We start from the raw sequence: 13034 nt of genomic DNA on the forward strand, positions 1-13034 counted from the left end.
CTCGCTATTTCTGTTACCTCAGGGTCTGCCACAGCTCACCTATTTAGAATATTCACTCTACTGAGATCACTTTTTGCACACTTTCATGTTTTACATTTCATTAATATTTTGATTACACTTATAACTGGTTAGACCACTTATAATACGTCACATATCCAAACAGCGGGTATGTTTCAGAAGGAACAATAATTATGGACATCTTGCTCTCTACACTTGGTTTCCTCGCGGTACTCTCTGCGTGCCTTTATCACAGGACGTCGATCGGCACCGCGCTGACCGTCCTGACGGTTACCATGGCGGCATTAACCATCTTTGGTAGTGTCGGCCCAATCAGCTGGGTGGTGTACCTTGCAGCGGTGGCACTGCTGGCCGTCCCATCAGTACGTCAAAAGCTGATCAGTGCGAAAGCCCTGTCACTGTTTAAGAAAGTCCTGCCAGCGATGTCACAGACAGAAAAAGAAGCTCTCGATGCAGGCACGGTATGGTGGGAAGCGGAGCTGTTCAAAGGCAAGCCAGAATGGAACAAACTGCATAACATTGCCGCCCCGACATTAAGCGCGGAAGAGCAGGCTTTCCTGGATGGCCCGGTCAACGAAGTGTGTGCCATGGTCAGTGACTATCAGGTCACGCATGAACTGGCCGATCTGCCTCCGGAAGTCTGGCAGTACCTGAAAGACCACAAATTCTTTGCCATGATCATTAAGAAAAAATATGGCGGCCTGGAGTTTTCAGCTTATGCCCAATCGCTGGTGCTGCAAAAACTGACTGGTGTTTCTGGCGTATTGTCTTCCACCGTCGGCGTTCCAAACTCTCTGGGTCCCGGTGAACTGCTGCAGCATTACGGCACTGAAGAGCAAAAGAACCATTACCTGCCGCGCCTGGCGGAGGGGAAAGAGATCCCCTGTTTTGCACTGACCAGTCCGGAAGCCGGCTCTGATGCTGGCGCCATTCCCGATTATGGTGTGGTGTGCAAAGGCGAATGGGAAGGCGAAGAAGTACTGGGTATGCGCCTGACCTGGAACAAGCGTTACATCACGCTGGCACCGGTAGCCACTGTGCTTGGCCTGGCATTCAAACTGCGCGATCCTGACGGCCTGCTGGGTGACAAAGAAGATCTGGGGATCACATGTGCCCTGATTCCGACTCACTTGAAAGGCGTCGAAATCGGTAACCGTCACTTCCCGCTGAACGTGCCATTCCAAAATGGTCCGACTCGCGCGAAAGACATCTTCGTGCCTCTTGATTTCATCATCGGTGGTCAGGAAATGGCAGGCCAAGGCTGGAGAATGTTGGTGGAGTGTCTGTCGGTCGGACGCGGCATCACCTTACCATCCAACTCTACCGGCGGTGTTAAAACGGCCGCTATGGCGACCGGTGCGTACGCCCGTATCCGTCGTCAGTTCAAACAGCCGATTGGTCACATGGAAGGCATCGAAGAGCCATTAGCGCGTCTGGCGGGTAACGCCTATGTGATGGATGCTGCCAGCAATCTGACGGTCGCTGGTATCGACTTGGGCGAAAAGCCGTCGGTTATCTCGGCTATTGTGAAATACCACTGTACCCACCGGGGCCAGCGCTCGATCATTGATGCGATGGACATCGTGGGCGGTAAAGGGATCTGTATGGGGCCGTCCAACTTCCTGGCCCGATCTTATCAGGGCGCACCGATCGCCGTGACGGTTGAAGGCGCGAACATCCTGACCCGTTCGATGATCATCTTTGGCCAGGGGGCGATTCGCTGCCATCCATATGTGTTAAAAGAAATGGATGCCGCTTACTCTGACGCCTCCGACGCAGTAGAACAGTTTGACAGCGCGCTCGCCGGCCATGTTAGTTTTACGATGAGTAACCTGGTTCGCAGTGTGTGGCTTGGTCTGACGGATGGTCGTGGCTCTTCTACCCCGACCAAAGACACTACTAAGCGCTACTATCAGCAACTCAACCGTTATAGCGCTAACCTTGCCCTGCTGGCCGATATTTCAATGGCCGTGCTTGGCGGCTCTCTGAAGCGTAAAGAGCGCTTGTCTGCGCGCCTTGGTGATATTCTCAGTCAGCTGTACTTAAGCTCAGCCACACTCAAACGTTTTGAGCAGGACGGGCGCTCAGCGGACGATCTGCCTCTGGTGCACTGGGGACTGCAAGACAGCCTGAAACAAGCGGAAGTCGCGATTGACGAGTTCCTGGCGAACTTCCCGAACAAAGTCATCGCAAAAACCTTGCGAGTATTGATCCTGCCATTTGGCCGCGTACGTAAAGCGCCAAATGACAAACTGGACAACCAGGTTGCACAGATCCTACAAACACCGTGTGCGACACGCTCTCGTCTGGGCCGATTCCAATACCTGGAGCCAACCGAGCACAACCCGGCTGGTAAAATTGAGCAGGCACTGACAGTGGTTCTGGAAGCAGAGCCAATCTTCAACAAACTGTGTAAAGCCCTCAACGAGCGTCGGCCGTTCATGAATCTGGACAGCCTGGCAGAAACAGGGCTGGAAAAAGGACTGCTCAGTGAAGCGGAAGCTCAGCTACTGAAAGATGCCGAAACGCATCGCCTGTACACCATTAACGTGGACGACTTTGCCCCCCAGGCTTTGGCCGCAAAGCCTCAGTATCCGGCCATGGATGATGTGGCATAACCAAATCACCGCCATGAAAAAGGGCTGCCCATGGCAGCCCTTTTTATTGCTCTGGTCTTCACTTTTTCGTTGGCATATCCAGTTGCATTTCAGGAATGGCCGCTCGCTTCATCCGAATTTTGCGCAGCACCAACCACACAATCAGACCTAAAGCGATAGCCGCAATATTGCCGATAAGTATGATCATCGTGCTGCGTTGGCGCTGTGCTTCCCGCTCCTGCAACAAACGAATCTGTTCCAGCATCTCATCCCGCTTGGCTTGTTCTTCTTCCTGCAACCGACGCGTTTCTGCGATATTCACATCGTCCACTACGCTGTATGTTTTCTCCGTCAACGGGAACACTAACGGGCGACGCGTAGACAACTCTGACGCATACACTACCCCACTCCAGCGAAAATTACCCAGCTCATCGGCCTGCGGTACAATCAAGGTAACTTTCATCGCATCCTGGCTGGCCGCCTGTTCCACATCCAGTTTGTCACCCTGGGCGTTTTCATGTTCAATATGCGCGGCGATCGTACCGGGCTCTATCATGCCCTGCTCTCCGGAGACGACGATCTGATGCGCCTGTTGTTTCTCACGAGCCTGAATAAAGGTAGCCTGCACTGGCGTTGGGTACACCAGCACTTCCTGCTCCTGAGCTCGGAGGAAGACTCCGTTTCCAGATGTAACCCGGACCCGATATTTGCCAGGTTGAGGGGAAATGGGCAGCGAGACCGTAAATATACCGTCCCCCGGCCGCTCATCCAGACCGCGCCCATCGTCGGCAAATTCACCGATCACTTCCGGCACTGGACGGGCTTCGTTGGCCAGTGAATCTTCATTTTCAACAAACTTGGTAAAAGTGACTTTGAGTTTGACCCGGTCGAGAAAATCCCTCAGCACCACAGGTTTATCTTCTGAGGTCAAACGCGCGGTGAACTTGATCTGTTCACCATGAAACAAACGACTGGGGAAAGTATCTGTGGTCAACTTGAGATGGGAGAGCAGCTTGATTTTGTTTTTCGGCGTTACTTTGCCAATCGCCTGCCAGGGGCCTGGCATCGGATCGTCAATGGTTACGATGTCCATCGCCGACTCCTGATACCAGTTGACATTGTCCGGGCTTTTCCACGAATAGTACTTCTTACCGTCGGGACGCACCAACACCACAGGTTGGGAGCGCTCAGCCCGATAAATCACAAAAGTAATCTGCTTGATGGTCGGATCAACTCGAAAACGGTTATCGAGCAGTGACAGGGAGGATTCCTCACTCGCCAGACTGTGTGTCGCTAACAATGCCCCAACCAGGGCCAGAAAAATCCTCAACATCCTTTCTCCTATTGACGCCAGAGGCAGTTACCACTCTTCGCTACGATGTCTAATCGCTGTTGATGTGCTTCCATTTCATCGGCCGATGCACGTAGAACCTTTAGCGCTTTTCGGCCACTGCTGGCCCGTCGGATCGACTCACCGGCCCCGCCATCGCTGCTGCCGGCATTAAACTGGAGCGTCGTTTGACCGCCAGTCATCAGCAGATAAACATCCGCCAAAATTTCCGCATCGAGCAAGGCCCCGTGGAGCGTCCGGTGTGAATTATCAATGCCGTAACGGTCACACAAGACGTCGAGGTTGTTGCGTTTGCCCGGGAAGATCTTCTTCGCCATGGCCAACGTATCGGTCACCTTACAGAAATCATCTGTTTTACCGATGTCTGGACTCAACATACCGAACTCGTAATCCATAAAGCCCACGTCGAAGGGCGCATTATGGGCAACCAGTTCGGCGCCTTTGATAAACTCTAGAAATTCATCGTGGATTGCCCGGTAGTCGGGCTTATCGACCAGAAACTCATCGGTAATACCGTGAACCTCAATCGCCTCCGGCTGGATTTCCCGATCCGGTTTAATATAGACGTGAAAATGACGACCGGTCAGTTTGCGGTTGATGATCTCAACAGCACCGATTTCGATAATGCGGTGTCCCTGATAATGAGGGCCACCTTCGCGGTTCATACCTGTGGTTTCGGTATCGAGTACCACTATACGTCGCTGGCTGGAATTGTCGCTGGTATTCATAACAAAATGTGTGTCAGACTATGCAAATAATGTGCTTAAACCAAATAGTATCAAATCATGACGAAACAGGTGGAAATTTTCACTGATGGTTCCTGTCTTGGCAACCCCGGCCCCGGCGGTTATGGCATTGTATTACGCTACAAGCAGACCGAAAAAACTTTAGCCAAAGGCTACACACTGACCACCAATAACCGGATGGAAATGCTGGCCACTATTGTGGCACTGCGAACGTTAAAAGAGCCGTGCCACGTGATACTGACCACCGACAGCCAATATGTTCGTCAGGGGATCACGCAATGGATTCACAATTGGAAAAAACGCGGCTGGAAAACCGCGGACAAAAAGCCGGTCAAAAATGCGGATTTGTGGCAGGAGCTCGATAAAGAAACTCAACGCCATCAGGTTGAGTGGCATTGGGTTAAAGGCCATGCCGGCCACCGCGAAAATGAAATCTGTGATGAACTAGCCCGAGCCGCCGCTGAAAACCCAACGGAAGAAGACACTGGCTACGTCCCTAGCTGATCCGATGAATTCTGCCGTCTGAGCCGATAATTCACACTCACCGGTGACAGGCGGCGTTTAATGCGCCAGTGCGGTTTGATCGGTTTAAGCGGATACGTCCGTTTGCGTGCCACGATAAAATACAAACTACCAAACGGCGAAGCCCAATCACCAAACCCACCCTCCAGCCAGGTCCACATCGTGCGGTATTTTTGCATTGGAAACAACGCATAGCAGTCACAATGGATCACCTGATAGTTGAGCAGCCCCAGCCAGTCTTTGATGCGATTGGGAGTAAACATCCGTCCACTCCACGGCAAATTATTCTTGCGCCATGGCATCAGACTCGCGAGCCCCGTCAGACTAAGCGGGTTAAATCCAGTCACAATCAGATAACCATCGTCTATCATCACCCGGTCTACTTCTCGTAAGATGCGGTGAGGATCATTACAGTAGTCCAACTGATGAGCCAGAATAGCAGCGTCAAAACTTTTTTCTAAAAAGGGCAAATCGTAACCATCGGCGATCACATTATGCAACGGGTTATGGATATCGAGATTTACTTGGTGTTGAATGTTACAATTACCGCTGGAAAGCTCACAGCTCAACCCGCCCAGTTTGAGCATATGGTAGCCAAACAATTTGGGGCACCACTCGTCCAAACGGGTTTGAATGGATTCACTCACCCATTGACCGTTCTTAAGCTGCGACCAAGAATGTGGCTTTTCTAGCTTTTTTTCACTGCGAGCTGGCTTCATCAAATAACCTGTTTCACCCTGGGTGACTGGAGATTTAACAATGTTACATATCAAAAGCATACCTGCATTTAACGATAATTACATCTGGCTGATTCAAAATGATGATCAGCGGTGTGCAGTGGTCGATCCGGGTGAGGCGCAACCAGTGCTCGATTACCTCAAACAACATGAACTACAGCTGGACGCCATTCTTATCACGCACCACCATCATGACCATATCGGTGGCGTACCAGACTTGGTTTATCACTTTCCAACCATTGACGTGGTTGGCCCCAAACAGGAACCAATCCCCACGCTGACTCACCCGGTGGAAGCAGGCGATCAAATCGAGCTGTTTGATGAGGTGTTTATGGTCTTAGGGTTGGAGGGGCATACGCTCGGACATATCGGCTATGTCGGCGACGGCAAATTGTTCTGTGGCGATACGCTGTTCTCTGCCGGTTGCGGACGGGTTTTCGAAGGAACCATGGAGCAAATGTTCGCCTCACTGAACAAGCTGGCTGCGCTGCCGGAAGAAACCGAGGTCTACTGCGCCCATGAATACACGGCGGCCAATGTCGCCTTTGCTATGGCCGTTGAACCTGAAAATGATCAGTTGCGCCAGTACCGTGATGAAGTGATTCGCCTGCGTGCGCAAGACAAGCCTACTCTACCAAGCACCATCCGCCGCGAAAAATGGATCAACCCGTTCCTGCGCTGCGATCAACCGGCGGTGATCAAGTCCGCTTCCAGTCGCACATCAAAAGCAGATCCAGTCGCCATTTTTACTGCGCTGCGTGAGTGGAAAAACGAATTTTAACGATTTGCTGCTTGCCACTTGACCAAAGTGGCAAGTATTATCAGCAGCCGTTCAAAAAAAGGGCTGTAGAATGCGAGTAAAGTACAGTTGGGCGTTGGCTCTGCTCTTAGCAGGCTGTCAACTGACCCAGCAAACACAGACAGACACAACGAAAGACACGAATAAACCCATAAAACCGACGCCAGAATCGGTCACAAAAACTCCAACAAGTGTCCCTTCAGATAACCCCCTAGTCACGATCACTCCTCAGGATCAACAAGATGTATGGCAACGAATTGCAATGCAACTTGAGATGCGCGTACCTGATGAACAGAAGGTCAATTATTACCGGACCTGGTATCTGAAACACCCGAACCACTTAAAAGTGGTGTCCGAGCGTGCGAAGCCGTTTCTGTACCTGATCACGACCAAAATTGAACAACGTAATATGCCAATGGAACTGGCGCTTTTGCCAGTAGTAGAAAGCTCATTTGATGCATTTGCCTACTCGCATGGCAGCGCAGCCGGGCTTTGGCAGTTCGTTTCCGCCACGGGTAAAACCTATGGCCTGGAACAGAATTTCTGGTATGACGGACGTCGGGATGTGGATGCCGCCACAGATGCCGCACTGGACTATCTTGAAGCCCTGAATAAACGTTTTGACGGAAACTGGGAACACGCCATTGCAGCGTACAACAGTGGCGGCGGCCGGGTGTCCCGCGCCATTCGCAAGAATCAGAAGCTGGGCAAGCCGACGGATTTCTTCTCGCTGGATCTGCCGAAAGAGACCAGCAGCTACGTACCGAAATTGCTTGCGCTGGCAGACGTTATTGCTAATCAGAAAAAATACGGCATCGATCTTCCAACTATCCCGAACAAACCTGTCGTACAACTGGTCGATCCTAAAGAACAACTCGATCTGGCCATTGCCGCGAACTACGCGGGGATTTCGGTCAAAGAACTGCAAAGCCTGAACCCAGCCTACAATCAGTGGGCCACTTCTCCGAACGGACCACAGCAGTTGCTGCTGCCGATCGACTCTGTGGCACACTTTACCGCAAACGTCAGCAAAAACCGCGGTAAAGGGATGAAACTGGTACGTTATAAAGTGAAATCGGGTGATACTCTCAGTGTCCTGGCAAATCAATATAACACCACCAGCAAAGTGATTCGAAAGGCCAATAACCTATCGAATAGCAATATTCGTATCGGTCAGTATCTGATGATCCCGACCTCGACCAAAGATGAACAGGCGTACACCCTAAGTGCAGCTAACCGCCTCAAGCAGACTCAGCAACGCAGCCGTGGCCAGTTTAAACTGACACACACGGTTAAATCCGGGGAAAGTCTGTGGTCCATCGCCAAAGCCAATAAGGTGTCTTCCGGCGCCTTGGCTAAATGGAATGGCATGGGCCCGAGAGACACGCTACGCGTAGGGCAAAAGCTGGTCATTTGGAAAAATGCCAGCGACGGCGCAATCATCCGTACGGTGTTCTACTCGGTGCGTTCCGGTGACACCCTCAGCGGCATCGCGAAGAAATTCAAAGTACGCAGTCAGGATGTCGTGAAGTGGAACGGTCTGAGTGCCGGTCGCTACCTGCAACCCGGACAGAAGCTTAAACTGTACGTGGATGTGACTAAGGTAAGTGTATGACCCCGTCAAGTAATCCGTTGATCATGTTGGTGGATATTTTCCGCTCCCCATCGGCAGCGTTGGTCGCGCTTTATCAAAGAGGAATGTGGGGATGGCAACCGTATATCGTCTTACTGCTGACCCCTTTCCTGTTCTGGGGCGCGTATTTTGATATCGTCGATTTTGCCTGGCTGAAAGCCGCTCTGACGCAGCAGTTACCCAACGTCGACCCCAGCCAGTTGGAGCTACTGGATAAAAACACCCTGATGGCGAGTGAAATCATCAGTGATGTGTTTGGCCGCACCCTGACTATCGCCATGCTGGCGCTGTGGTTTAACCTTGCGACAAAAGCCAGCCAGCATCAACACGGATATTGGCGCTGGTTTGCTGCCAGTGCTGTTATCACGTTCCCTGCAGTACTTGGTGATTTGGCCAGCTACGTCAGCGTCCTGCTAAAACACGGTCAGGTAATGTCATACGCGGCGGATCTCAACAGCCTGAACGGGTTGATTAAACTGCCTCTGACCAGTGACTGGGCCCAGTTTGCCAGTGCATTTCCACTGCTCTTACCCTGGTACATCGCGCTGGGGTATGCCGCCGTCGGAACCTGGACCGAGTTCGAGCGCGGTCAGGCTCTGGTGATTGCTACGCTGCCGTGGTTGGCATTTTATCTCATCTGGGCGTTGTATATTGTTCTATTTTAAAGACTGAACTGAACCATCAGCGGATTGTGATCAGAGGCGTCAGTTGAAGGCGCCTCTGCTTTTTCAAACTTCAGCCCTTTATAGAACACGTGATCGAGCGGCAGACCATTAATGAACTGCTTGCGGTGATCCGGTAAATAGCTCACTTCATGTACCCCAATCATCTCCAGTGTGTTTCGCATCACCTGCAGACGCTCTTTACTCCAGCTGTTGAAGTCTCCAGCAATGATCACAGGCCCCGGATGCTGCATCAGTGCCTCGGTCAGTGTGTTCAGTTGGCGTCGATACTCTTTAGTACCATAGGTAAAGTTAACCGCATGGATGTTAACGACGGCTAACTGCGCACCATTCGATAGCTGGTATGTGGCGTATAACGCCGATTTGGGTAAACGAATCCAGGGTTCCAGTTCAGTGTACGCGCAGGCTTCCACCGGCAACTGCGGCGCCAGGTTCAACACTCCCGCCGTCTTATCAAACGCTTTAAATGCGTCGACCTGATTGCCGTTCCACTTACCCTGATTGATCCAGGCTTTTAGCTCATCGCCCATGCTGGCTTCTTGCAACAGCACCAGTTGTTTATCGGCAGAAAATTTGTTCAATGCCCGGCGCCAGTTGGAGCGGTTCTGTTTGTAGATGTTCCATACCAGAATATTCAGCCGACCATTGTCATCTATGGCAACAGGCGCAGGGTTGTCATAGCAGCGCAACGCCAGCTCAACATCACTGTTGGTAATGGTAGACAATTGAGGCTGTTCCGGAAGGGAAAATACGACCTGATAACCGATCGTCATGCCAGCCGCGATCACGGCCGGTACACCAAATAGTAGCTTTTTCTTCATATAGGGAGTCTTACCAATAACCAGTCACCATCAAGCTGGGTTGGCTGGTGTTAACATCACTGGCCTTGGTAGAAAAAAGAGCCTTGCGGCTCTTTGGTAAAATCTGTTTAGATTGCGTCTTCGTCTTCTTCGCCAGTACGGATACGCACCACGCGTTCCACATCGGTAATGAAGATTTTACCATCGCCAATTTTGCCAGTTTGTGCTGTTTCAATGATCGTGTCTACACACTGATCCGCCACATCATCCGTAACGACAATTTCCAATTTCACTTTCGGCAGAAAGTCCACCATGTACTCTGCGCCGCGGTATAACTCCGTGTGACCTTTCTGGCGCCCAAATCCCTTTACTTCAGAGACTGTCATACCGGTAATCCCAACTTCGGCCAGCGCCTCACGAACATCATCCAGTTTGAACGGCTTGATAATCGCTTCGATCTTCTTCATGTTCATCCCTTAAACTTTGTTATTTTGGCTATTATCTGTTAGCTGACAACAACAATCAATAAAAAGCCCAAGCATCAGCCCGGGCTTTTCTCGACGATTGCACTGCAAAAATTATTTCAGGCTGGCGAAGTACGCAGCCACGTTTTCGATGTCTTCATCACTGAGCATCGCAGCCTGAGCTTGCATCACTGCCGCCAGACCGCCAGTACGTTCTTTATTTTTGTAGGCTTTAATCGAACTGACTAAGTATTGCTCACTTTGTCCCTTCAGGTTCGGATACCCCGGGATCACCGCAATACCATCCGCACCGTGACACGCAGCGCATACGGCCGCTTTCGCTTTACCTGCTTCAATATCACCAGCAGCCATGGCCTGAGAGGCCAACAAACTCATTCCAAGCACCATTCCTAGAGCGACTTTATTCATTGCTTTTCCTTATGTAATCGTGGTTTTTATGCGTTTTTATTGTACGATTTTGACACAAAAACGGTTTACTTGTCCCAAATCAGTTCACAATCTTGACCATTAAATGCCCGGTCGACAAACACACCGGCCACACAAACGACCTGCTCCTGATACATCAGGATCGGCGTACGCCGTCTCAGCCAACTGGGCACTCCGTACTCCTGAAACAGTTTTTTCAGCTTCCGACTGTGGGAGCGCTCTGCCGGGTGCGCACTGAGCCCTGTTGGATCAAACGTCACCCAGAACTGACTCGGGTCGCAATGCGACAAGTTGAGATGCCCCTGGCCTTCGGTATGTATTATTCTTAACTGGCCCAGCCCTTGCGGTAAGCTTAAAGGCTGATCTGGTAAGATTGGATGTTGCCAACCAGACACATCGGCACAATGGGCCACCAGATATAAATGCCCGGCGAAACGACGAACTTCAACTTGGTCGATTTTGAGGCGAGGATTCGCATCCTGCTGTGCACACGCGACTTCCGACCAGATCAGCGCCAGATGAGCGTTGCCCGGCATACGTTGCTGGTGCACGGCGAACCACATCCGGAGAAGGCGGTTACGCATCACCGTACTGCATTCATCCAATGCAGAGATACTCAAGCTGTCGTCCTTCGCGCTGATCATCTGATACTTGTCGGCAAGCAATTCATCCAGCAACGCTTCCTGCTCTGCACACAAACGGGCGCTGCGCTGCACCGAGCGGCGAAAAACTGGCCAACGCTCCGTTAGTTGTGGCGTCAGTTGATGGCGAATAAAATTACGTTCAAAGCGGGTATCCTGATTGCTCTCATCCTCCACCCATTCCAACGATTCACTCAGGGCCAGAGCTTCGATCTGCTCACGAGTGACCTCCAGTAGCGGGCGAATCAACATGCCTTCACCAAAAGATGACACTGGCGCCATGCAAGCCAGCCCTTTCGGCCCACTGCCGCGCTTCAATGCCAGCAGAAAGGTCTCAACCTGATCATCGGCATGTTGGCCCGTCAACAGTAAATCGCCAGGGCGAATATGGCGGTGCAGCGCCTGATAGCGTCCGTCGCGGGCAATCTGCTCCAGACTCTCCCCGCCCTGACGCGCCAGTGTAATTCGCTCAACCACCAGCGCAATCCCGCTTTCCTCACACCAGTGCGCACACTGACAGGCCCAGTCGTCGGCATTGAGACTGAGTCCGTGATGCACGTGAACCGCCACACATGGCACCTGATGCTCTCGCCCATAACGCGCAGCCAGCGCCAACAACACTCGAGAGTCAACACCACCGCTTAGCCCCACCACAAGGCGTGATGAAGGTTGGCAGTAGGGTGTAACGGCAGCGCAAAAACGCGGATAAATATCTAGCATGGGGCTTGAGGGTCAGACAAACGATGAGTGCCATCTTACAACGCCAGTAACGGCTTGTCGCGCGCGGGTTCCGGGGAAATAAAAAAGGCCGGCAGAAGCCGGCCTTTCATGAAACCAAACCAATTATCAGCAGTAACCGTAGTTCATCAGACGCTGGTAGCGGCGCTCACGCAGCGAGTCCTGATCCAGCTGCTCCAGATCTTCCAACTGACGTAGCAGAGTGGCTTTCATGTTAGCCGCCATTTGTGCATGATCGCGATGTGCACCGCCGAGTGGCTCTTCGATGATTTCGTCGATCAATTCCAGCTCTTTCAGACGCGGCGCAATCAGCCCCATGGCTTCTGCTGCCTGAGGTGCTTTGTCAGAATCACGCCACAGAATCGACGCACAGCCTTCTGGTGAAATCACAGCATAAGTTGAGTATTGCAGCATGTTGACGTAATCACCGACACCGATCGCCAAAGCACCACCAGAACCGCCTTCACCCACGACGTTACAGATAACCGGCACTTTCAGGCCTGCCATCACTTTCAAGTTGGTCGCGATCGCTTCTGACTGACCACGCTCTTCCGCACCGACACCCGGGTAAGCACCCGCAGTATCAATAAACGTGATGATTGGCATACCGAAACGCTCTGCCGTTTCCATTAAACGCAACGCTTTACGGTAACCTTCCGGTTTTGGCATGCCGAAGTTACGTTTCACTTTCTCACGCGTTTCACGGCCTTTTTGATGACCGATGATCATCACCGGACGGCCATCCAAACGAGCGACACCACCCACAATCGCTTTATCGTCAGCGTACGCACGATCACCAGCCAGTTCATCAAACTCGGTAAAGACATGCTCAATGTAATCCAGTGTATACGGACGCAG

General features: G+C 51.8%; 13 protein-coding genes. 5 read left to right on the forward strand and 8 right to left on the reverse strand.

The genetic code is table 11. The features are described 5' to 3' along the window. Positions 1–191: 191 nt before the first annotated feature. On the forward strand, positions 192–2636 hold the full coding sequence (gene fadE, locus CAG65_RS13725) for an acyl-CoA dehydrogenase FadE (RefSeq protein WP_161454008.1): 2445 nt from the start codon (positions 192–194) through the stop codon (positions 2634–2636). Positions 2637–2694: 58 nt separating this feature from the next. Here the strand turns inward: fadE and CAG65_RS13730 are convergent, their stop codons facing one another. Both CAG65_RS13730 and dnaQ read right to left on the reverse strand, forming a co-directional pair. Further along, positions 2695–3948 (reverse strand): TIGR03503 family protein, encoded by a 1254-nt coding sequence (locus CAG65_RS13730; RefSeq protein ID WP_161454009.1) that lies wholly within the window; start codon positions 3946–3948, stop codon positions 2695–2697. 8 nt (positions 3949–3956) lie between these two features. Further along, positions 3957–4694, reverse strand: coding sequence for a DNA polymerase III subunit epsilon (dnaQ, locus tag CAG65_RS13735; protein WP_021705819.1), 738 nt, complete (start codon positions 4692–4694; stop codon positions 3957–3959). A gap of 57 nt (positions 4695–4751) precedes the next feature. Here dnaQ and rnhA point away from each other — a divergent pair, with 57 nt between their 5' ends. Beyond that, a complete protein-coding gene (gene rnhA / locus CAG65_RS13740) occupies positions 4752–5216 on the forward strand; it encodes a ribonuclease HI (protein ID WP_021705820.1) in 465 nt (154 codons plus the stop codon). Here rnhA and CAG65_RS13745 read toward each other — a convergent pair. Continuing rightward, entirely contained in the window at positions 5201–5953 is a 753-nt protein-coding gene (locus tag CAG65_RS13745) for a methyltransferase domain-containing protein (protein WP_161454010.1), read from the reverse strand. The genes rnhA and CAG65_RS13745 overlap by 16 nt on opposite strands. A gap of 40 nt (positions 5954–5993) precedes the next feature. Here CAG65_RS13745 and gloB point away from each other — a divergent pair, with 40 nt between their 5' ends. From gloB to CAG65_RS13760, 3 genes are all read left to right on the forward strand, one after another. Next, positions 5994–6752: a hydroxyacylglutathione hydrolase gene (gene gloB, locus CAG65_RS13750; protein WP_021705822.1), complete on the forward strand. Its 759-nt coding sequence runs from the start codon at positions 5994–5996 to the stop codon at positions 6750–6752. Positions 6753–6822: 70 nt separating this feature from the next. Next, positions 6823–8385: a lytic transglycosylase gene (locus CAG65_RS13755; RefSeq protein ID WP_161454011.1), complete on the forward strand. Its 1563-nt coding sequence runs from the start codon at positions 6823–6825 to the stop codon at positions 8383–8385. Beyond that, on the forward strand, positions 8382–9068 hold the full coding sequence (locus tag CAG65_RS13760; RefSeq protein WP_161454012.1) for a YIP1 family protein: 687 nt from the start codon (positions 8382–8384) through the stop codon (positions 9066–9068). Before CAG65_RS13755 ends, CAG65_RS13760 begins: the two co-directional genes overlap by 4 nt. Here CAG65_RS13760 and CAG65_RS13765 read toward each other — a convergent pair. The 5 genes from CAG65_RS13765 to accA all read right to left on the reverse strand — a co-directional run. Continuing rightward, complete coding sequence (locus CAG65_RS13765; protein WP_161454013.1) at positions 9065–9907, reverse strand: endonuclease/exonuclease/phosphatase family protein; 843 nt, start codon at positions 9905–9907, stop codon at positions 9065–9067. The genes CAG65_RS13760 and CAG65_RS13765 overlap by 4 nt on opposite strands. 107 nt (positions 9908–10014) lie before the next feature. After that, complete coding sequence (gene glnB / locus CAG65_RS13770; protein ID WP_038203435.1) at positions 10015–10353, reverse strand: nitrogen regulatory protein P-II; 339 nt, start codon at positions 10351–10353, stop codon at positions 10015–10017. A gap of 111 nt (positions 10354–10464) precedes the next feature. Continuing rightward, on the reverse strand, positions 10465–10779 hold the full coding sequence (locus CAG65_RS13775) for a c-type cytochrome (protein WP_021705827.1): 315 nt from the start codon (positions 10777–10779) through the stop codon (positions 10465–10467). Between the two features lie 65 nt (positions 10780–10844). Beyond that, positions 10845–12158, reverse strand: a complete 1314-nt coding sequence (gene tilS / locus CAG65_RS13780; protein WP_161454014.1) for a tRNA lysidine(34) synthetase TilS — start codon at positions 12156–12158, stop codon at positions 10845–10847. 126 nt (positions 12159–12284) lie between these two features. Further along, on the reverse strand, positions 12285–13034 hold a 750-nt coding region (gene accA / locus CAG65_RS13785; RefSeq protein ID WP_161454015.1), incomplete at its 5' end, for an acetyl-CoA carboxylase carboxyl transferase subunit alpha.

The organism is Vibrio sp. V39_P1S14PM300 (assembly GCF_009904765.1).
GTDB lineage: Bacteria > Pseudomonadota > Gammaproteobacteria > Enterobacterales > Vibrionaceae > Vibrio > Vibrio proteolyticus.